Raw genomic sequence first — 20290 nt, 5'->3', positions numbered from 1 at the left:
ATCAGGCGATCTCCACCGCGTAATTCTCGATGACCGTATTCGCTAGCAGCTTGTCGCACATGGCTTTCAGGTCGGCCTCGGCTTTGGCCTTGTCGCTCTCGGCCAGTTCGACGTCGAACACCTTGCCCTGCCGCACCGCGCCGACGCCATCAAAGCCGAGGCCGGACAAAGCGTGTTCGATCGCCTTGCCTTGCGGGTCGAGAACGCCGTTTTTGAGGGTGACGGTAATGCGGGCCTTGATCACGCTGGACTTGCTCCTGTTCGAATGTTGGCTTGCAAGCCGCTATCAGTGCGGCTTGCCCTTGAGGCCGTCGGTCGAGGCGACAAGCACCGGGCCGGTCGGGCGTGGCGGCTCATTCTCGTTCATGATGCCGAGGCGGCGGGCGACTTCCTGGTAGGCTTCGACCAAGCCGCCCATGTCGCGGCGGAAACGGTCCTTATCGAGCTTGTCCTGCGTCGCCACGTCCCACAGGCGGCAGGAATCCGGCGAAATCTCGTCGGCGACGACAATGCGCATCATGTCGCCCTCGAACAGGCGGCCGCACTCGATCTTGAAGTCGACGAGTTGGATGCCGACGCCCATGAACAGACCGGAAAGGAAGTCGTTGACGCGGATGGCCAGCGCCATGACGTCGTCGATCTCCTGTGGGCTTGCCCAGCCGAAGGCGGTGATATGCTCTTCCGACACCATCGGATCATCGAGCGCATCGGCCTTGTAATAGAATTCGATGATCGAGCGCGGCAGAACGGTGCCTTCCTCGATGCCGAGGCGCTTCGACAGCGAGCCGGCGGCGACATTGCGCACCACCACTTCGAGCGGGATGATCTCGACTTCCTTGATCAGCTGCTCGCGCATGTTGAGCCGGCGGATGAAGTGGGTCGGAATGCCCATGCGGTTCAAATGATTGAAGATGTACTCGGAAATGCGGTTGTTGAGCACGCCCTTGCCGTCGATGACCTCGTGCTTCTTCTTGTTGAATGCGGTTGCATCGTCCTTGAAGAACTGGATCAAGGTACCCGGTTCGGGTCCCTCATAGAGGATCTTGGCCTTGCCTTCATAAATGCGGCGGCGATTTTTCATCTGATTTTTTCTCTGGATTTGCGGGCAGGCGGCAAGCGACCAGTTCCTGTCCGTCCGCCTGAATTAGTGCGGCGACGGCGGGGTTCAATGCCGGGTCTATCCCAATCACATCGTTTGCTCAATCGGCAAATCCTTCCAATCAACCGCTTTCGGGACTGAAATGCCGCAGCGCAGCATATGACGAAGCGTATTGACCGGCTCGCGACCTTTTGGTTTGTGCTTCGGCAACACACATATCACCTTGCCAACGAATCGGATTTGACCCGGAGGGACGCCATGAGCAGCATGAAAGACCGCGAAGAGGGCTTCGAGCGCAAATTTGCATTCGATGAGGAGCTCCGGTTCAAGGCTTCGGCGCGCCGCAACAAGGCGCTCGGCCTGTGGGCCGCCGAAAAGCTCGGAAAGTCGGGCGCCGACGCCGACGCCTATGCCAAGGAAGTCGTTGTTTCCGACATTGAGGAAGCCGGCGATCACGACGTGTTCCGCAAGATCCGCAAGGATTTCGATGCCGCCGGTATCGACCAGTCGGACCATCAGATCCGTCGCACCATGGACGAACTGATGGCGCAGGCGATCGAGCAGATCAAAAATACCTGATTTAGTTCACGCTGGACCAATCGACCGCCCGGCCAAGCCGGGCGGTTTTTCTTTGCCTTTGTCGCGGTTTCAGGCTGAAACTGCATTAGAGCGACGTGCGTCCTTCTGGACGCACAAAGTACGCTCTAACGCTTAGCGTTTTCGCATCGTGCTTTCCGAAAATCGATCCGATTTTCGGGCCGATGCGATGTTAACGAGGAAAGAGATTAGATGTCACTGAAGTCCCGCCTAGCCGCTGACGAAACGCTGGTCACCGCCTGGTCGGGCGTGCCGGACGCGCTGACCGTCGAAATCCTCGCCAAACAGGGCTTCGATGCCGTCACGCTCGACATGCAGCATGGCGGCCATCACGAGGACAGCGTGCTGCGCGGTCTGATGCCCGTGCTTGCCGCCAACAAGCCGGCGCTGGTACGCATCCCGGTTGGCCGTTTCGACATGGCGAGCCGGGCGCTCGATTTCGGGGCCGAGGCGGTCATTGCGCCGATGGTGAACTCGGTGGCCGACGCAAAGCTGTTCGCAGCGGCGATGAAATATCCACCGCTCGGCGAGCGCTCGTGGGGCCCGACCTATGCTTTTCCGCGCCACGGCAAGGGCGACTATGCCGAATGGCTGCGTGACACCAACCAGCGCACGATGGCGTTTGCCATGGTCGAAACGCGCGCCGCGCTCGCCGCGCTCGACGGCATTCTCGACACGCCGGGCATTGACGGCATTTTCCTCGGGCCCTCTGATTTCTCGATCGCCTGGAGCAACGGTGAGGTCGTCAATTCGACACTGGAAAGCATGATGGAGACGATAGCGTCGGTCGCCGAGCGCACCCGCAAGGCCGGCAAGCATGCCGCGATCTATGTCGTCGAGCCGGCGATTGCAGGCCGCGTCGTGTCGATGGGCTATCGCCTGCTCGCCACCGGATCCGAGCATGCGCTGATTTCGCTGGGGGCAAAAACCCTGCTGAAGGGCATCAAAGATTCGATTGAAGCCTGAAGCGCGACGCGCGCTAAGCTTTCAAGTCCGTCAGGAACTTGGCGAAGGTCATCGATCCTTCAGGCCAGGGGCCAAAGCCTGAATCCTGGTTGAGATGGCCGGTCTCGCCAGCATCGATGAACAGCGATCCCCAAGCGCCGGCAATGTCCTCCGCGACATCGAAAGTACAGAATGGGTCGTTGCGGCTGGCGATCACGATCGACGGAAAAGGCAGCGGGTCGCGCGGGTAGGGGCCGAACGTCATCAGGTGCCGTGGCCTGATTTCTGGGTTGGCGACGTCGGGCGGCGCCACGAAGAAGGCGCCAGCCACCGGCTTGACGAATTGTGGAATGGCCTGCACGGCTGCGGCGACGCCCAGCGAATGCGCGACGATGACGACCGGCCGCTCGGCTTCGTTGACCGCTTTGGCAACGCTCGCCGTCCAGTCCTCGCGCACCGGCTTCGACCACTCCGCCTGCTCGACACGCCTTGCCGTCGACAGTTTCGACTGCCAACGGGTCTGCCAATGCTCTGGCCCCGAATTGGTGTAACCCGGAACGATCAGGATATCTGTGTCTTTGACTTTCATGGTGCTGAGATAGCGAGCGCGATTGCCTCATGCAACCGTCGACGGACAAGCTTCTGCGCATAACGGTGAACACCATGTTCGCTTTTTTCCGTCTTGTGTGAACAATCGCGATGGACGATCTATCGTCGGGAGAGAAACAGCCGTGGAGGACCGCGATTTTGGCGCTGACACGACGTACAATGATCGGCGGCGCCGGGCTCCTGGCATTGGGAGCTTCATCAAGCGTTGCCGCAACGGAGACAATGATGAGCGAACTGCCATTTGCCGCCACCACGCCGGTGAGCGTTGCCCGCGTCGGGCTGAAGGCGCGTGATGCCGAAAGCCTCGCCGCCTATTACCGCAGGGTCGTCGGCCTGCAGGAATTGAGCCGTGCCGATGGCGCGATCACCCTGGGCGCTGGCAGCCGTCCCCTGCTGGTGCTCGAGCCGGATGCTTCCGCCAAGCCGGACGATCCGCGCAGCGCCGGCCTGTTCCACACGGCCTTCCTGCTGCCCAGCCGCGCCGATCTCGGCCGCTGGATCAACCATGCAATATCGGACAAGATCGCCATCGAGGGCGCTTCGGACCATCTGGTCAGCGAAGCGCTGTACCTGACCGATCCTGAAGGCAACGGCATCGAGATCTATGCCGACCGTAATCCGCGGGACTGGAAGTGGAACGGCGACAAGGTCGCCATGGCGACAGAGCGGATGAACGTTCCTGCTGTCGTCGGCGAAGTGCCGGCCGGCGATGCGGGCTGGCAGGGCGCGCCGGAAAACAGCATTGTCGGCCACGTCCATCTGCGCGTCGGCAGGCCGGAAGAGGCCGAAGCCTGGTGGAACCAGGAATTCGGCTTCGACACGGTGGCCAAATATGGCGGCCAGGCCGTGTTCCTGTCATCCGGCCACTACCACCACCACATCGGCGCCAATGCCTGGCAAAGTGCCGGCGCCGGGCGCCGCGACCCGGCCCGTTCGGGCCTCGCCTGGGTCGAGATGCGTTCGGACAATGTGGCCGGTGAGATCACCCGCGAGGATCCGTGGGGGACAGTGATCAAGACCGTGCCGGGCAAGGCCTGATTTGGGCGCAGGCACAGCTTCCTTCTCCCCGTAAAACGGGGAGAAGGAAGATCAGGCTTCCCCGAACACCCGCCTGAAGATCGTGTCGACATGCTTGGTGTGGTAGCCAAGGTCGAATTTCTCGCGGATCTCCGCCTCGGGGAGCGCAGCGGTCACTTCCTTGTCGGCCAAAAGTTCCTCAAGAAAATCAGCGCCTTGCTCCCACACCCTCATGGCGTTGCGCTGCACCAGCCGGTAGGAGTCCTCGCGTGACAGGCCGGCCTGCGTCAGCGCCAGCATGACGCGCTGCGAATGCACCAGGCCGCGGAACTTGTTCATGTTCTTCAGCATGTTCTCGGGGTAGACGACCAGTTTGTCGACGACGCCGGTCAGCCTTGACAGCGCGAAATCGAGCGTCACCGTGGCGTCCGGGCCGATCATGCGCTCGACTGAGGAGTGCGAGATATCGCGCTCATGCCAGAGCGCCACATCCTCCATTGCCGGCAACGCCATGGAGCGCACCATGCGGGCGAGGCCGGTGAGGTTTTCCGTCAGCACCGGATTGCGCTTGTGCGGCATCGCCGACGAGCCTTTCTGGCCGGGCGAAAAATACTCTTCCGCTTCCAGCACCTCGGTGCGCTGCAGATGCCGGATCTCGGTCGCCAGCCGCTCCATCGACGAGGCGATGACGCCGAGCGTGGCGAAGAACATGGCATGGCGGTCGCGCGGGATGACCTGCGTCGATACCGGCTCCGGCTTCAGCCCGAGCTTTGCCGCGACATGCTCCTCGACGTAAGGCTCGATGTTGGCGAAGGTGCCGACCGCCCCGGAAATGGCGCAGGTGGCGATATCCTCCCGCGCATGCACCAGCCGCTCGCGGCAGCGCGAGAACTCGGCATAGGCCTGCGCCAGCTTGATGCCGAAGGTTGTCGGTTCGGCATGAATGCCGTGGCTGCGGCCGATGGTGACGGTGTCCTTGTGCTCGAAGGCGCGGCGCTTGAGCGCGGCAAGCAGGCCATCGATGTCGGCGAGCAGGATATCGCTGGCGCGCGCAAGCTGGACGGCAAAGCAGGTGTCGAGAACATCCGAGGACGTCATGCCTTGGTGGATGAAACGCGCGTCCGGTCCGACGAATTCGGCGAGATGGGTCAGGAAGGCGATGACGTCATGCTTGGTGACGCGCTCGATCTCGTCGATCTTCTCGACGTCGAATTTCGCGGCACCGCCCTTTTCCCAGATGGTCTTCGCCGCTTCCTTCGGGATGACACCGAGTTCGGCCAGCGCGTCGCAGGCATGGGCCTCGATTTCGAACCAGATGCGAAACCGGGTTTCCGGCGACCAGATGGCGACCATTTCCGGTCGGGAATAGCGAGGGATCATCGGTCAGTCCTGATGTGTCTAGAGCAATTCCAGGAAAAGTGTGCAGCGGTTTTCCGTCCGGAATTGCGAAAAAAGGAGTTAGAGCGGTTCGGCGGTTCTGCCAAACGCTGAACCGCTCTGGGTTAGCCCGCGTCCTAACAGAGGCGGACAAAATGCTCAACGCCGCTGCTGCGCAAACCAGAGGCTGACGGCAGCCAAGGCGATGAAACCGAGCGGAAAATAGAGCCTGATACCCAGCACCACGAACTGGTAGAGCGCCACCGCCATCGTAAAGGCGAGCTGAAACCCCCAGGTGAGGGTGAAGACGGGTGCATGCCATTCGGCATAGTAGGATCGGTATTGCAAGGCATAGAGCCCGGCTGTCAGCCCGATCGTCGCGGCGGCAAGGCACACCATCGCCGAAGCGAAGGCGACCTCCGGGCCTCTTGCGAGTGAGACCAGCCGTGCCGCGAACACGCCGACCGGAAAGGCCAGGGCGCCGCCGCTCGCAAACAGCAGCGACACCGTGCGGATCTTGTCCGGCGTCACCCAATTGTCCAGCAACAGGTTGACCAGCGCACTGGCACCCATGGCCATGGCCCACAAGAGCGAGCCGAAAAACGCTACGCGCCACCCTGGCAAGGCGCGGCGGAGATAGTTCAAATTGCGGCTGGGTGTGGCGGGGTGCGATGTCACAGGCGGCCGGTCACGGCAATCCAGCGAAAATCCGGCCCTTCGAAGCCATATTGGCGCACCGCGATCAGCACCGCATAGGCGCTGAGGCTGTCCATCGAGAATGTCTGCACCGCGCCGATGCGGTAGGCGTTCGGGCAGCCGCGGCTCTTGGGGATCGACTTATCCTCATGCAGAAGTCTGGTGGTGCCCCCATCCTGCGCTTCGATGCGCAACAGCCGGAAGCCATTGATCTCGCCCTGGCTCTCGCAGCCCTCGGTGTTGTTCATGCCGAGCTCGTCCAGCCGGAACTCGAGCGGCTGGTCGACCGGAGAAAAGATCGGCCGCGGATTGACCGCCATCCGGTGTGGATCAGCCGAAAGCTCGGTCACCGGGTTGAAACCCGCTGTGATGCCGCGATTGGCGTTGAGTTCGGCCTGGCTGACGATGGTTTCGCCTTTCTGCCGAGCCTGGAGGCGGGCAGTGTCGAGCGTGGCATTCTCGTCGTCGAGCCGGACCTTGATTGGCGTGCCCTTGAGAAAGCTGTCATTGCTCGTGTCGATGTAATAGCGGTTGGCATAGGGAAAGCCCGACCCGTCCTGGGTGCCATACTCTTCGAAGGCGAAGACGCCGCCGTCCTTGCTGAAGCCGAGGATTTCGAGCTCGGCGACATCGCCGGCCTGGGCGGCGATCGACGCCGCAAGCTGTGTGGCCAGGGAAACGGCAAACAGGAAAAGCATTCGCATCGGTTCTTCTCTCCGGCAGCCGCGGTCGTTGCAATCCCTAAAGCAATTCCAGGAAAAAGTGTGAAACGGCTTTCCGGGAAAGACGTGTAGCGCTCCCATGGGAATTGCATCAAACAAAGAGATAGAGCAAGGCGCCGTTTCCGTGAAACGGGACTGCTCTGGCACGACGAAAGTCAAAACGTCGTGCCGGTCATAAGCCAATGCATCCAATCGGCCCGTCATCTGTTATTGTCGGCAGTCCCAATGGAGAACCACCATGACCGACACCAGCAAAATTCGTGAGCATATGGAAGTCGTAGGCGCCGATGGCGTGCATGTCGGCACTGTCGACAAGGTCGACGGCCAGCGCATCAAGCTGACCAAGGCCGACAGCGGCGAGGGTGCTCACAAAGGCCATCACCATTACATTCCTCTGGCCCTGGTTGCCGAGCTCGACGGCAAGAAGGTGTGGCTGTCGGCGAATTCCGATGTCGCGGTGACGTTCGAGGAAGAAAAATCCGATCCGACCTGATCGCAATTCCAGGAAAGGTGTGAACGGCTTTCCCGGGAACGTTTTCCCCTGGAATTGCGCTGGAACCAATAAATCTAGCGACGCGACGACCAGACCGGGAACAGGTCATTGTCGGCTGGCGTCGCGGCAAAAACGCCGCGGCTGATGGCGCGCGCCATGGTTGCGCCAGCCGCGGCGTAGACGTCGATTGCGGCGTCGGCTTCGAGCCGAATACCGCTCGTTCCCGTCGCCAGAGCGAACACCAGATCGCCGTCCGCCGGGGTGTGCGTCGGCCAGATGGCGCGCACGAAGCCGTCATGCGCCGACATCGCCAGGCGTTTTGCCGCCGCCTTGGTTAGAACGGCATCCGTCGCGATCACCGCGATGGTGGTGTTGCCGCCGGTTTCCATCTGCCTGCCTGCCGGCTTGTCGCGGTATTTCAGCAAGATCTCCGCGGCATCGTACGGCATCGGCGAGGGATAGCCGAGCCCGCCGAACTCATCGCCGATTTCGAAGGGGACCGCCCAGAAATGGCAAGTGCGGCCGACGGTCACCGATCCCGTCGGGTTGACGGCGGCCAGCGCACCGATGGTGACGCCATTATCGAGCAGCGTCGAGGCGGAACCGAGGCCGCCCTTCAGTCCCGAGGTCAGCGCACCGGTGCCTGCACCCGCCGTGCCGAGCTGGAACTCGGTGGCGGCGGATTGCGCTGCCTCATAGCCGAGGTCGCGGTAAGGGGGATAACGGCCCCAATCCTTGGCTCCCCCATTGCGCAGGTCGAACAGAATCGCCGCCGGCACGATCGGCACGCGAAAGCCGCCCACCTCGAAGCCGATGCCGCGCTCGCGCAGCGCCGCCTGCACACCGGACGCGGCGTCAAGGCCGAAAGCCGAACCGCCTGACAGCACCACCGCATGGACCGCCTCGACCAAATTGTGCGGTTCGAGCAGGTCCGTTTCGCGCGTGCCCGGCGCGCCGCCCAGGATCTGGACCCCGGCGACCGCCGGCTCGTCGCAAAGCACCGTCGTCACGCCGGACTTCAAGGCGACGTCGGAAGAATTGCCGACGCGCAGTCCGGCAACGTCGGTGATCAGATTGCGCGGACCGGTGCGGAACATCAATTGCTGTCCAGGGGCACGAAGCGGGTGCCGTCGAAGCGGAAGACGCGGTAGATGCTCCGGCTGAGGTCGCCCTTGGCATCGAAGCGGATCGGCCCGATCGCCGTGGTGTAGTCGTGACCTGTCAGCGCCTCGGTCAGCGGCTTGCCCGATGACAAGGCTAACGCTGCCTTGGCGATCTCGACCGCCGCATAGGCCGGCAGCGCGTAGCCGTCCGGCACGATTTTCTGCGCGGAGAAGTTTTCCAGCACTTTTGCGTCGGCGACTTCGGCCCATTCGGGCGGCGCTATCATCAGCGTCCCCGTCGCATAGGGCACGTCGCCGGGCGGCGTGCGCAGATTTTCACCGCCGGCAAAGACGATGCCGGCCTGGAGCTGTGCGGCATCGCGGCCCATAATGGCAATGTCGTCGCCGTCGCCGCCGGCAAAGACATGCGTGGCGCCGGCCTTCTTCAGCCGGCCGATCATCCCGATCTGGTTGTCGAGTTGCGGCCGGAACGTATCGACGAACACCGGCTTGAGCGCCGCTTGCTCGGCGGCGGCGCGAAACGTCTCGGCCATTTCGCGGCCGTAAATGGTGCCGTCATCGATGATGGCGAACAGCTCGTCCTGCCACAGGCGGGTGAGGGTAGCGGCAACCGCGTTGCGCTCATCGTCGCCGCGCGGCCCCAGCCGATAGACCGGCCAGCCGGTCTTGGCGCGGCGATCGGTGAGGCTTTCCGTGCGCACGCCGATGGTGATGACCGGAATGTTGGCATCCTTGAGGATCGGCATCGCCGCCTCGATCGCTTCCGTGCACAGAAAGCCGACGACGATACTAACCTTGGCTGCGGCGAAGTCCCTGGCCGCGGCGGCCCCGCCATCTGATGTGCAGGCGTCATCCTCGGTCTTGAATTCGATGCCGTTCGCCTGCGCCGCCAGCCCGGCACCGGCCTCGATTTGCTTGCCGAGGATGGCCGACGGTCCCGACAAGGGGGCGACGACGCCGATCGTGAGCGTCTGTGCGCTGGCTGCGCCGGCGAGGAACAACCAGGCCAGCGCGGCGGATATCGTTGCCCCAGGTCGCATGCTGCCGAAGAGTTCCTCCAAGCCCGCCAACAATTGCGCGGGCACCAATTCCCGCCAAGACCTAAAGGCTGCCCGGCCTTGGTGCAACACGCGAATTTGGGGATATGGGCCAAGCACTTCGCTTGTGGCATGTCGTATGTCGCCATATATAGCGGTAGGGTTCTGGCTATGGACAATCTCCGGTGCTGAAGAAGAATGACATTGGGCCGCAGGCCTATCGCGACGCGATGAGCCATTTTGCCGGCCACGTCCATGTGGTCACCACAGACGGGCCGGCGGGCAAGCGTGGCACGACGGTGATCGCCGCTTGTTCGGTGTCGGATACGCCGCCGACCATTCTGGTCTGTCTCAACCGTGAAAATGCCAAGAACGAGTTGTTCGTGAAAAACGGCCGATTTGCCCTGAACACGCTGGCCTCGCACCAGGAGCCGCTGTCGATCGGGTTTTCCGGTATCACCGGCCTGTCGCTTGAAGAGCGTTTCGCGCTCGGCGAGTGGGATGTGATTTCAACCGGTGCGCCGACGCTGAAGGGTGCACTCGCGGTGTTCGACTGCGAACTGATCGACACCAAGGACCTGGCCACCCATCGTGTGCTTTTTGGCAAGGTGACAGGCTTGCGCATGGGCGATAATTTGCGGCCGCTGATCTATCACGCCCGCGGCTACCATGTCCTCGACAGCGGAGCGGCGGCGTTCACGGAGAAAGAATGACCGAGCAGAAACCGCGCCCCGTTCCGCGGACGATCGACGAGACGCTCGATCTCCTGACCGGCGCGGACTATGTGGCGGACCGGTCGCTGGCGACCGTGCTGTTCCTGTCGCTGCGGATGAACCGGCCATTGTTCCTCGAGGGCGAGGCCGGTGTTGGCAAGACCGAAATCGCCAAGGTGCTGGCACAGGCGCTTGGCCGCCGGCTGATACGTCTACAATGCTATGAGGGGCTCGATGTTTCCTCCGCCGTCTACGAGTGGAATTACGCCGCGCAGATGATCGAGATCCGCATGGAGGAAGCGGCCGGCAAGGTCGACCGCTCCGCCATGGAGCGCAACGTCTTCTCCGAAAAATACCTGATCCGCCGCCCTGTGCTCGATGCGCTGACCGGCAAGACGGGTTCCGCCCCTGTCTTCCTGATCGACGAGCTCGACCGCACCGACGAGGCGTTCGAGGCGTTCCTGCTCGAGATTCTCTCCGACTATCAGGTGACGGTGCCGGAGCTCGGCACCATCAAGGCGGAAGAACCGCCCATCGTCATCATCACCACCAACCGTACCCGCGAGATCCACGACGCGTTGAAGCGGCGCTGCCTCTATCACTGGGTCGATTATCCCAATGCCGAGCGCGAATTGGAGATCGTGCGACGCAAGGTGCCGCAGGCCAACCAGCGGCTTTCGGCGGAGGTGGTCTCCTTCATCCAGAAACTGCGCCAGATCGAGCTGTTCAAGGTGCCGGGAGTCGCGGAAACCATAGACTGGGCCGGCGCGCTGACAGAACTCGACAAGGTAGCTCTCGATCCGGAGACCGTATCCGACACGATCGGCGTGCTGTTGAAATACCAGGACGACATTGCCCGCATCGGCGCGGGCGAGGGCCGGCGCATCCTCGACGAGGTCAAGGCCGAGCTCGCGGCGGCGGAGTAGCGGCAATGAAGGCGCCGGGAGAGGCCGACCCCAGAGAGGCGACGGCGGACGGACGCATCGCTGACAACATCGTCTATTTCGCCCGTACCTTGCGCAAGGCAGGCATGCGGGTCGGGCCGGCTTCCGTCAAGGATGCCATCGAGGCGGTGCTAGCCGCCGGGATTGGCTCACGCGACGATTTCTACTGGACGCTGCACGCGGTGCTGGTGTCCAGGCATGAGGACCACCCGACTTTCGACGAAGCGTTCCGGCTGTTCTGGAAATCGCGCGAACTGATCGAGAAACTGCTGGCGATGTTTTCACCGATGGCGCCGGACGCCAGGGAGAAGCAGAAACCGCGCGCGGCCGAAAACCGCGTCAGCCAGGCGATGTTCGAGGGCCACCAGAAGAACCAGCCACCCCAGGAGGTCCCCGAGATCGAGGTCGATGCCCGCTTCACCTTTTCCGGCAACGAGGTGTTGCGGGGCAAGGACTTTGCCCAGATGAACGCTGCCGAGATGGCCGATGCCAAGAAGGCCATCGCCGCGCTGCGATTGCCTTTCGACATGGTGCGGACCCGCCGCTTCAAGGCCGATGCGCATGGCCGCCGCATCGACCCGCGCGCCATGATGCGCCAGGCGGCGCGCACCGGCGGCGAATTGATCCTGCCGAAATTCCGCTCGGCCCGCGAAGTCCATCCGCCGCTGGTGGTTCTGGCGGACATTTCCGGTTCGATGAGCCAGTACACACGCATCTTCCTGCATTTCCTGCATGCTCTCACGGAAAAACGCCGCCGCGTGCACACCTTTGTCTTCGGCACCCGGCTGACCAACCTGACCCGGCAGATGCGCCATCGCGATCCCGATGCCGCCCTCGCCGACTGCTCGGCGGTGGTCAAGGACTGGTCGGGCGGGACGCGCATCGGCGACACGCTCGCCGAGTTCAATCTGATATGGTCGCGGCGCGTGCTGGGGCAGGGCGCGGTCGTGCTTCTGATCACCGACGGTCTGGAGCGCGACGATGTCGCTGGCCTCGCGGAAGAGATGGAGCGGCTGCACAAATCCTGCCGGCGGCTGATCTGGCTCAATCCCTTGCTGCGCTTCGACGGTTTTCAGGCGCGCGCCCGTGGCGTCAAGGCGATGCTGCCGCATGTCGACGAATTCCGTTCGGTGCACAATCTCGACGCGCTCGCCGACCTCTGCGCCTCGCTGGACAAGCAGTCGGCGCGTTCAGTCGACCCGCGACGGTGGATGGACGCTGGCGCCAAGCACGCCGCATAGCCATATGTTTTCTCGGCTCCCTGGAAAAACAGACCCTGAGAGAAGCAACGATGAGCGACAACATTTATCTCGACGAGGCTCGCGATCCGCTGATCATCGCGGAAGGCTGGATGAAGGATGGCAAGGATGTCGCTATCGCGACCGTGGTCGAGACCTGGGGGTCGGCGCCGAGACCGGTCGGCAGCCACCTGGTCATCGACTCCGAAGGCAATTTCCACGGATCGGTGTCGGGCGGCTGCGTCGAGGGTGCGGTGGTGAGCGAGGCGGTCGACGTGATCGGCTCCGGCAAAGCCAGGATGCTGGAATTCGGTGTCGCCGATGAAACCGCCTGGCAGGTCGGCCTGTCCTGTGGCGGCCGTATCAAGGTCTATGTTGAAAGACTAGGCTGAACCATGGATCCTTATGCGCTGAAGACGCTCAATACCGAACGCCGCGCCCGCCGCGCGGCGATCCTCGTCACCGATCTCGGTGATGGCCGCGATCGTGTCGTGCGCGAGGGTGACCAGGTCGCCGGCGATCTTGGAGCCGCGATCGCCAAGTCATTCCGATCGGGCAATTCCGGTTCGGTCCAGGCGGAAGGGCGGACCTTTTTTCTCAACGCGCATCTGCCGCAGCCGCGCCTGGTGGTGATCGGCGCTGTCCATATAAGCCAGGCGCTGGCGCCGATGGCGAAAATCGCCGGTTACCCCCTCGAAATCATCGATCCGCGCACCGCCTTTGCCACACCGGATCGTTTTCCCGATGTCGCCTTGCATGCCGAGTGGCCGGAAGACGTATTGAAGCGCCAGCCGCTCGACAGCTACACCGCGCTCGCCGCTGTGACCCATGACCCGAAGATCGACGATTTCGCGCTGAAGGCGGCCCTCGATGCGAATTGCTTCTATGTCGGGGCGCTTGGCAGCAGAAAGACGCATGCCAAGCGCGTCGAACGCCTGCTGGCACTGGGCGCGAGCGCCGACCAGATCGCCCGCATCCACGCGCCGATCGGGCTCGACATCGGCGCCGCGAGCCCCGCCGAGATCGCCGTAGCCATTTTGGCGCAGACCATCTACGCCTTCCGCTCGCGCGGCCTCGATGCGAAAGGCGCCGTGGCGTGAAATTCGGTCCCATCCCAATTGAAACCGCCGAAGGCGCGGTGCTGGCACATGCCACCACGGCCGGCGAAAAACGTTTTCGCAAGGCGCACAGGCTGAGCGCCGAGGACGTCGCCATACTCAAAAGGGCAGGCATCTCACAGGTCGTTGCGGCAGTGCTGTCCCGGGACGATCTCAGCGAGGACGCCGCGGCGCAAAAAATTGCCGAGAGCATGACTTTCAGCGGCATCGAGGCGCGGCCCGCCGCCACCGGCCGGGTCAATCTCCACGCCAATGCGCCAGGCATCTTCACGGTCAGCGCGGCTCTCGTCGACGCCATCAACGCCGTCGATCCCGCCATCACCATCGCCACGCTGGCGCAGCATGCCCCGGTCGAGAAAGGCCAGATGGTCGCGACGGTGAAGATCATCCCCTTCGCGGTCGCCTCCGCCGTGGTCGAAGCCGTCATGCAGATCTGCGCCGGCGGTGAGATCTTTGCCGTCAACGCCTTCAAGCCGGTGCGCGTCGGGGTCATCCAGACGGTGCTCCCGGGCATCAAGCCCGGCGTACTCGACAAGACGCTACGCGTCACCGAAGCGCGGCTGGCGCGCTCGGGCGGCAGGCTGACGGCGGAGCGCCGCACGCCGCATGAGGTCGCGCCGGTGGCACAAGCCGCCGCCTCGCTGGCGCGCGACAACGATATGGTGGTCATCTTCGGTGCCTCGGCGATGAGCGATTTCGCCGATGTCGTTCCGGCGGCGATCGAGATGGCGGGTGGAACTGTCATCCGCGCCGGCATGCCGGTCGATCCCGGCAATCTGCTGGTGCTCGGAACACTGGCCGGCAAGCGCATTATCGGCGCGCCTGGCTGCGCGCGCAGTCCCAAGGAAAACGGCTTCGACTGGGTGCTCGACCGTCTTGTTGCCGGGCTCGACGTCACTGCTAAGGATATTGCCGGCATGGGGGTCGGCGGGCTGCTGATGGAAATCCCGACGCGGCCGCAGCCGCGCGAACCGCTGCCGGCCAAAAGCCGGCTCAAGGTCGCCATCGTACTTCTGGCGGCGGGCCGGTCGAGCCGCATGGGCGGACCGAACAAGCTCATGGCGCTGTTCGACGGCAAGCCTTTGGTGCGCCGCACCGCCGAGCGCGCGCTCGGCTCGAAAACGTCGGGAACGATCGTCGTCACCGGCCATCAGCGCGAACGGGTGCGCGCGGCTTTGTCGGGTCTCGACGTCACCTTCGCCGACAATCCGGATTTCGCCGATGGTCTGTCCACCTCGCTGAAAGCCGGTATTGCCTATCTGCCTGAAGACACCGCCGGCGCGATGATTGTTCTGGGAGATATGCCTGGCGTCGTGTCTGACGATCTGGACCGGCTGATCGATGCCTTCCGCAAGGCCGGAGGCAATTCCGTGGTCCGCGCTTCGCATCAGGGCAAACGCGGCAACCCGGTGCTTCTGCCGCGCTCGCTGTTCCCGGCCATCGCTCATCTCGAAGGCGATACCGGCGCGCGCCATCTGGTCGAGGCCGAAGGGCTCGACGTCATCGATGTCGAGATCGGCGAGGGTGCATCCGTCGATGTCGACACCCGCGAGGCGCTGGAAGGCGCCGGCGGCGTGCTGCAGGATTGACAAAGCAGAGCCGGAAAACGCATGGCTGAGCGATGTTTTCCAGTTCACCAGCCTTTGCGCTTCCACCCCCGGCGTGCCGCGCTGCCGTCACAGCCTTGCTTTTCTTTTTTTGTTCGGCCGTCAATGCCGACACATTGTCCCTAAAATCCTTCAAGGACGATCTTTTCGCCTATCCGGCCACGCTTTCGTCCGACGGCAACGGCGCCTATACGGTCATCGACTACCGCGAGATGCGCGACATCAACCAGCGCGACGAGGTGCCGGAAAAGCGCGTGCATGCGCAATACACCGACACCAGCGTGCGCAAGGTGCAGCAGGATCTGCTCTTGAAGACCGATGCCGGCGATGTCAGGCATGTCGCCGTCGGCAAGACGCAAGGCGCCGGCATCATCGTGCTTTACCTGCACGGGCAGGGCGGCAGCCGCAAGCAGGGCGTCGACGATTTCACCTTCGGCGGCAATTTCAACCGCATCAAGAACCTGATGGCCGGCAATGGCGGTCTTTATCTCTCGCCTGATTTCCCCGATTTCGGCGACAAGGGCGCAGCACAAGTCGCGGCCTTGATCGATCACTATGCCGAACAGTCGCCGGGTGCGAAAATCTTCGTCGCCTGCGGATCTATGGGCGGTGCGCTGTGCTGGAAACTTGCCGGACGCAAGGACACGGGCGGCCGCATAAATGGCTTGCTGCTGCTCGGATCGCTATGGGACGAGAGCTTTTTTGCCAGCCCCGCCTTCAAGCGCCGCGTGCCGGTCTTCTTCGGTCAAGGCAGCCATGACGTGGTCTTTCCGGTGGCGAACCAGGAAGCGTTCTTCCGCTCCATCCTGGCCAAGTCGAAGACCTACCCGACCCGCTTCGTCCGTTTCGAGACCGGCACCCACGGCACGCCAATCCGCATGGCCGACTGGCGCGGCACGCTCAATTGGATGCTGTCGAAGGCGCCTTGATCGACCGGCCTGAAGCCGTCCGGTGCTCAAGGCGCGGTGTTGTAGTCGACGACTGTCTGCGGGTTTTCCTCGCCATCATAGGACGCGTCGACATCGTACTGGACCAGCGAGAAATCGCCATTGCGGAACAGATATGTGCCCGATGAAGAGGCATCTCCGACGCCTCGCCATTTGTTGAACGTCGTTATCGTGTGGGCATCCTTGTCATAGTTGGAATTGGTCGCCCAGCCTGTTGTCCGGAAGCCGACGATGTGCATGGATTCGACCTTCTCTTCGCTGTCATTGTTGACGTAGCGAATGTCCATCTCGGGCTCGGTGAACTGCAACTGTTGTACCCCTGAGAGATCGTCGCTCATGTAGTAGACGGAGTTTTCATTGTAGGCCGCGGCCGAGCAGGAGAAATGGAAAAGGCGTGTTTCCTTGTCGGGGTCGGCGGGCTGCGCATTCGCGTCCTTGTACTTGATCGAAAAGATCTCCGGCTCATTGGCCAGAAGCTCCTTGTCGCACTGGTCGCCGTAGGTTGCCAGGAAAGCCTTCTTGGCCTGCTCCAGAGCCGCATCCTTCTTGGGCGGCGGTGGGCCGTCGCCGCAGCTTGGCGGTACTGCCTCTTCGAAATCGGCGGTCGATGGTTTCAGCGCGCCCTTGTCGATGTGGATCGGATCGAAGGGCGGCGCCGCCTGGATCTGGGCATTCACCTGGCGCAGCGTGTAGCAGCCGGCGAAAACCTTCGCCTGGCCGTTCTTGTCGGTGGCCTGAATGGCAACCGGCACGTTGTAGTAGATGCTGCCGGCCGCACCCTCATCCGAGACGTCACCGGTTTTGACCTCCACCTTGTCGGTACCGTCATAACCCTTGACGAACGTATCGAAATCCTTTGCCGGTTTGGTGTCTCCATAGTAGCCCCAGGCCCGCGCGAATTCGTGCCGGTTGATGGCGCTGTAGAGCGAACGGATGACCGCTTCGGCGCTTGAACGGTCGTCGACATAGGGCGCGTCGGGTGCGTCGCCGGCTGCCAGCGCCGCTTGGCCGGATACGGCAAGGGAGAAAAGGGCAGTCGCTGCGAGAAGGACGCGTCTCATCGGGAATCTCCGCTCGATAACGGAAATTCTACCACGGCGATTGCGGCGGCGTGGTGACGCGGAGCCTGCAGCGCTTGAAGAATCGTGCGCACAGGCGCTACGTCGCTTCGCCGGCGCTCAGGCCGGACAGGAGGTTTGACGTGACGATATCCATGTATGAGGCATCCGTGCCCGTGTTTTCGGCCAGGCTGAAAGCACTTTCTAGTGTGCTAGCGGTCGCCGAACAGAATGCGCTTGACCGAAAGATCGACCCGCAGGTGTTTTTGACCGCGCGGCTCGCGCCCGACATGTTCGCCTTGACCCGGCAGGTGCAGATCGCCACCGACCATGCCAAGGGGGCGCCCTCGCGGCTGGCCGGCCGCGAGGTGCCGAAATACGAGGACAATGAGGCGAGCTTTGCCGATCTCGAAGCCCGGATAGCCAAGACGCTCGCGCTTCTGGCGACGTTTTCGGCCGCCGATATCGACGGTTCCGACGACAAGGTGATCGAGTTGAAGCTCGGCGGGCGCGAAACGACATTGGGCGGCATGCAGTATCTGCTGCATGTGGCCATGCCCAATTTCTACTTCCACCTCACCACCGCTTACGACATCCTGCGCCACAATGGCGTGCCGCTCGGCAAGGCAACATTCTTGGGATCGCGTTGAGTGGTGGCATTTAGAGATGTCCCGGATCAGCCCGGGACATCTCTAACATCCACTTAGCGAATGGACATCGCGCGGGCGATGCGCGGAAAATCGGCGGGCTTGATGCCTATGTCGGCGCGGTCGGCATTGCTCATCGAATGAAGCAATGCGAGCGCCGCACGATATCTCAGATGTTCCTGCGGTCGCGGCCGAGCGAACATTTCCGTGAAGAAACCCATCATTCAGGCTCCCTGGTTGGTCCTCCACGGCAGCCAATATAGGTGAATCGTGACAATTGTGCAGTGCAGCATTTGCATGCCTGCCATGTCCGGATGATTTGCATAAAATTTCTTTCGACCCGGTGAAACTTCCGAGCCGCGCGAATCGTAGGCTTCGAGGCTGGCACATGGCCAGTTTTTCCTCGCCAATCCTGGCGAACTTCCGGACTGCATGAAAGTGCAGTCCGGCTTTTGTTCGTAGGGCCGGCGTGTTCCTTCGAACGACTAAATTCATTGCGGTCGATGGTATGCATTTTTAACGAGCCGGTTCTATGGTCGGGAAGCCTGACGGTCAGGCGAGGGGAGGCTGATATCGCTACCAGCGCCAAGCGTGATTTCGCTTCGCTGCTCGACGACCTCTTCGTTGGCTTCGACAAGGGCAACGGGACGGGGGGCGACGGCATCGAGGGCGACGAGGCCGGTGCGCGTCCGTCCATTCCATTCGACTATCTCTCGGTCGCCGATGAACTCCATTCCGGCCGTATCAAGGTGTCGGCCGCCGAATATCGCGAGGCCGGTGCCGATCTGGCGAGCGAATTCGCCGCCTTGCTCGAACACGCCAGGCTGGCCCTCGCTGCCGAGGAGCCGAGGCCCGAGGAAAAGCTGCCGCCGATCGACCCCGAATCGATCGCGGCCGAACTGGGATTGAACCAGCCTAAGAGCGCTGCCGATTTCGGCCGCATGCGCCGCAGCTTTGCCTTCACCAACCATCCCGATCGCGTCGCCCCGCATCTGCGCCAGCGCGCCATGATCCGCATGCAGGTGGCCAATATGTTGATCGACGAGGCCAAGCGCCGTGCCGTGGCCGGCGCCCGGCGCTAGCTGAGCGCCGCTGGCTCACGCAAAAGTCGGCTCGGCGAGGCTTGGAGAGCGCCGTGGCTTTCCTTATAGATGACGTCTCCCTCCCCGCGCCGCCGCGCACGTTTTTCCCTCCGGAGCAGAATCCCATGCAAAAACGCCGTCTCGGTCGGACCGATCTTCTTGTCACCCAGATTTGCCTTGGCTCGATGACCTGGGGCCAGCAGAACACCGAGGCCGAAGGCCACGCTCAGATGGACCTGGCCTTCTCGCGCGGCGTCAATTTCATCGATACCGCCGAACTCTACCCGATCCCGCCCAAGGCGGAGACGCAAGGGCGGACGGAAAAGATCATCGGCAGCTGGATGAAGGCCAAGGGCAACCGCGACAAGGTGATCCTTGCCTCCAAGGTCGTCGGCCGCACAGCCAATAGCTGGTTTCGCGGCGACAGGCCGTCGCAACTGGTGCGCGCCGATATCCTTGACGCCATCGACAAGTCGCTGGCCAAGCTCGGCACCGACTATCTCGACCTCTACCAGATTCACTGGCCGGAACGGGACATCCCCTGGGGCGCCAACCCGACGCGCGTCGGCGCGGTGGCACGGCGCGCCGATGCCGACGGCGCACCAGCCAACGAAACACCGATCGCCGAGACGCTTGGTGTCTTCGATGAGCTGGTGAAGGCAGGAAAGATCCGTCATTTCGGCCTGTCGAACGAGAGTTCCTGGGGCGTGATGCGATTCCTGGCCGAGGCCGACAAAGGCATCGGCCCGCGCGTCGCATCGATCCAGAACGCCTACAACCTGGTCAACCGCACCTTCGAGGTGAACCTTGCGGAGGTCTGCGAGCGCGAACAGGTTTCGTTGCTCCCCTATTCGCCGCTGGCGCAGGGATACCTGACCGGCAAATACGACCATGGCGCCCGCCCGCAGGGCTCGCGGTCGCAATTGTTCAACCGCGGCCAGCGCTACGAGACGCCGAATGCCGCGGAAGCGCTGCTCGAATACAATGAACTGGCGCGCTCCTTTGGCATGGAGCCGGCGCTGTTTGCCAATGCCTATGTGTCGAGCCGACCCTTCGTCACGTCGAACATCATCGGTGCCACGACCCTATCCCAACTCGAAATGGCGCTGTCCTCGGTCGATGTGGTCTGGACAGAAGAGATGCAGAAGGCGGTGGACGCGATCCACCAGCGGGTTGGCAATCCCTGTCCTTGATCGGTTAAGGGTGGAAAATTATCACGG

General features: G+C 62.7%; 24 protein-coding genes. 14 read left to right on the top strand and 10 right to left on the bottom strand.

What is annotated here, in order from left to right:
* Position 1: 1 nt before the first annotated feature.
* Positions 2–244, bottom strand: coding sequence for a phosphoribosylformylglycinamidine synthase subunit PurS (gene purS, locus EB233_RS21030; RefSeq protein ID WP_027051636.1), 243 nt, complete (start codon positions 242–244; stop codon positions 2–4).
* Between the two features lie 42 nt (positions 245–286).
* On the bottom strand, positions 287–1081 hold the full coding sequence (gene purC, locus EB233_RS21025; RefSeq protein ID WP_013532127.1) for a phosphoribosylaminoimidazolesuccinocarboxamide synthase: 795 nt from the start codon (positions 1079–1081) through the stop codon (positions 287–289).
* 276 nt (positions 1082–1357) lie between these two features.
* Between purC and EB233_RS21020 the strand changes: the two genes are divergently transcribed.
* Both EB233_RS21020 and EB233_RS21015 read left to right on the top strand, forming a co-directional pair.
* Positions 1358–1678, top strand: a complete 321-nt coding sequence (locus EB233_RS21020; RefSeq protein WP_064991667.1) for a DUF1476 domain-containing protein — start codon at positions 1358–1360, stop codon at positions 1676–1678.
* A 210-nt stretch (positions 1679–1888) separates the two neighbouring features.
* Positions 1889–2662: an HpcH/HpaI aldolase family protein gene (locus EB233_RS21015; protein WP_064991538.1), complete on the top strand. Its 774-nt coding sequence runs from the start codon at positions 1889–1891 to the stop codon at positions 2660–2662.
* 13 nt (positions 2663–2675) lie between these two features.
* Here the strand turns inward: EB233_RS21015 and EB233_RS21010 are convergent, their stop codons facing one another.
* Complete coding sequence (locus tag EB233_RS21010; protein ID WP_064991537.1) at positions 2676–3230, bottom strand: RBBP9/YdeN family alpha/beta hydrolase; 555 nt, start codon at positions 3228–3230, stop codon at positions 2676–2678.
* 245 nt (positions 3231–3475) lie between these two features.
* Here EB233_RS21010 and EB233_RS21005 point away from each other — a divergent pair, with 245 nt between their 5' ends.
* Positions 3476–4288, top strand: coding sequence for a VOC family protein (locus EB233_RS21005; protein WP_064991666.1), 813 nt, complete (start codon positions 3476–3478; stop codon positions 4286–4288).
* Positions 4289–4339: 51 nt separating this feature from the next.
* On the opposite strand, the gene purB is transcribed toward EB233_RS21005, so the two are convergent.
* From purB to EB233_RS20990, 3 genes are all read right to left on the bottom strand, one after another.
* Complete coding sequence (purB, locus tag EB233_RS21000; protein WP_064991536.1) at positions 4340–5647, bottom strand: adenylosuccinate lyase; 1308 nt, start codon at positions 5645–5647, stop codon at positions 4340–4342.
* Between the two features lie 156 nt (positions 5648–5803).
* On the bottom strand, positions 5804–6217 hold the full coding sequence (locus tag EB233_RS20995) for a hypothetical protein (RefSeq protein WP_425487712.1): 414 nt from the start codon (positions 6215–6217) through the stop codon (positions 5804–5806).
* A 101-nt stretch (positions 6218–6318) separates the two neighbouring features.
* Positions 6319–7044, bottom strand: a complete 726-nt coding sequence (locus EB233_RS20990) for a DUF2259 domain-containing protein (RefSeq protein ID WP_064991534.1) — start codon at positions 7042–7044, stop codon at positions 6319–6321.
* A gap of 256 nt (positions 7045–7300) precedes the next feature.
* Between EB233_RS20990 and EB233_RS20985 the strand changes: the two genes are divergently transcribed.
* On the top strand, positions 7301–7555 hold the full coding sequence (locus EB233_RS20985; RefSeq protein ID WP_064991533.1) for a DUF2171 domain-containing protein: 255 nt from the start codon (positions 7301–7303) through the stop codon (positions 7553–7555).
* A gap of 74 nt (positions 7556–7629) precedes the next feature.
* Here EB233_RS20985 and EB233_RS20980 read toward each other — a convergent pair whose 3' ends face one another.
* Both EB233_RS20980 and EB233_RS20975 read right to left on the bottom strand, forming a co-directional pair.
* A complete protein-coding gene (locus tag EB233_RS20980) occupies positions 7630–8652 on the bottom strand; it encodes a P1 family peptidase (protein WP_064991532.1) in 1023 nt (340 codons plus the stop codon).
* Positions 8652–9719 carry a branched-chain amino acid ABC transporter substrate-binding protein gene (locus EB233_RS20975; protein ID WP_081294291.1) on the bottom strand — a complete coding sequence of 356 codons (1068 nt, stop codon included), beginning with the start codon at positions 9717–9719 and terminating at the stop codon, positions 8652–8654. The genes EB233_RS20980 and EB233_RS20975 overlap by 1 nt, the downstream gene beginning before the upstream one ends.
* A 182-nt stretch (positions 9720–9901) precedes the next feature.
* On the opposite strand from EB233_RS20975, the gene EB233_RS20970 reads away from it, so the two are divergent.
* The 7 genes from EB233_RS20970 (at position 9902) to EB233_RS20940 (ending at position 16265) form a co-directional block, all read left to right on the top strand.
* Positions 9902–10429 (top strand): flavin reductase, encoded by a 528-nt coding sequence (locus EB233_RS20970; protein WP_027051648.1) that lies wholly within the window; start codon positions 9902–9904, stop codon positions 10427–10429.
* Positions 10426–11355, top strand: a complete 930-nt coding sequence (locus EB233_RS20965; RefSeq protein WP_027051649.1) for an AAA family ATPase — start codon at positions 10426–10428, stop codon at positions 11353–11355. Before EB233_RS20970 ends, EB233_RS20965 begins: the two co-directional genes overlap by 4 nt.
* Before the next feature lie 5 nt (positions 11356–11360).
* The gene (locus EB233_RS20960; RefSeq protein ID WP_064991531.1) at positions 11361–12614 is read left to right on the top strand and encodes a vWA domain-containing protein; all 1254 of its coding nucleotides are present in this window, start codon (positions 11361–11363) and stop codon (positions 12612–12614) included.
* Positions 12615–12664: 50 nt separating this feature from the next.
* Positions 12665–13003, top strand: a complete 339-nt coding sequence (locus EB233_RS20955; protein WP_027051651.1) for an XdhC family protein — start codon at positions 12665–12667, stop codon at positions 13001–13003.
* A gap of 3 nt (positions 13004–13006) precedes the next feature.
* Positions 13007–13711 (top strand): XdhC family protein, encoded by a 705-nt coding sequence (locus EB233_RS20950; RefSeq protein ID WP_064991530.1) that lies wholly within the window; start codon positions 13007–13009, stop codon positions 13709–13711.
* Positions 13708–15318 carry an NTP transferase domain-containing protein gene (locus EB233_RS20945; RefSeq protein WP_064991529.1) on the top strand — a complete coding sequence of 537 codons (1611 nt, stop codon included), beginning with the start codon at positions 13708–13710 and terminating at the stop codon, positions 15316–15318. The genes EB233_RS20950 and EB233_RS20945 overlap by 4 nt, the downstream gene beginning before the upstream one ends.
* A gap of 95 nt (positions 15319–15413) precedes the next feature.
* Positions 15414–16265 (top strand): alpha/beta hydrolase family protein, encoded by an 852-nt coding sequence (locus EB233_RS20940; RefSeq protein WP_064991528.1) that lies wholly within the window; start codon positions 15414–15416, stop codon positions 16263–16265.
* Positions 16266–16291: 26 nt separating this feature from the next.
* Here the strand turns inward: EB233_RS20940 and EB233_RS20935 are convergent, their stop codons facing one another.
* Positions 16292–17344, bottom strand: coding sequence for a DUF1176 domain-containing protein (locus EB233_RS20935; protein ID WP_064991527.1), 1053 nt, complete (start codon positions 17342–17344; stop codon positions 16292–16294).
* A gap of 140 nt (positions 17345–17484) precedes the next feature.
* Here EB233_RS20935 and EB233_RS20930 point away from each other — a divergent pair, with 140 nt between their 5' ends.
* Positions 17485–17991 carry a DUF1993 domain-containing protein gene (locus EB233_RS20930; RefSeq protein WP_064991664.1) on the top strand — a complete coding sequence of 169 codons (507 nt, stop codon included), beginning with the start codon at positions 17485–17487 and terminating at the stop codon, positions 17989–17991.
* 53 nt (positions 17992–18044) lie between these two features.
* On the opposite strand, the gene EB233_RS20925 is transcribed toward EB233_RS20930, so the two are convergent.
* Positions 18045–18212: a hypothetical protein gene (locus EB233_RS20925; RefSeq protein ID WP_171892192.1), complete on the bottom strand. Its 168-nt coding sequence runs from the start codon at positions 18210–18212 to the stop codon at positions 18045–18047.
* A gap of 381 nt (positions 18213–18593) precedes the next feature.
* On the opposite strand from EB233_RS20925, the gene EB233_RS31860 reads away from it, so the two are divergent.
* Entirely contained in the window at positions 18594–19070 is a 477-nt protein-coding gene (locus EB233_RS31860; protein ID WP_064991663.1) for a hypothetical protein, read from the top strand.
* A 125-nt stretch (positions 19071–19195) separates the two neighbouring features.
* Positions 19196–20263 carry an aldo/keto reductase gene (locus tag EB233_RS20915; protein WP_064991526.1) on the top strand — a complete coding sequence of 356 codons (1068 nt, stop codon included), beginning with the start codon at positions 19196–19198 and terminating at the stop codon, positions 20261–20263.
* Positions 20264–20290 lie beyond the last annotated feature (27 nt).

The organism is Mesorhizobium erdmanii (assembly GCF_013170725.1).
GTDB lineage: Bacteria > Pseudomonadota > Alphaproteobacteria > Rhizobiales > Rhizobiaceae > Mesorhizobium > Mesorhizobium erdmanii.
This window is presented reverse-complemented; position numbering and strand designations above follow the sequence as displayed.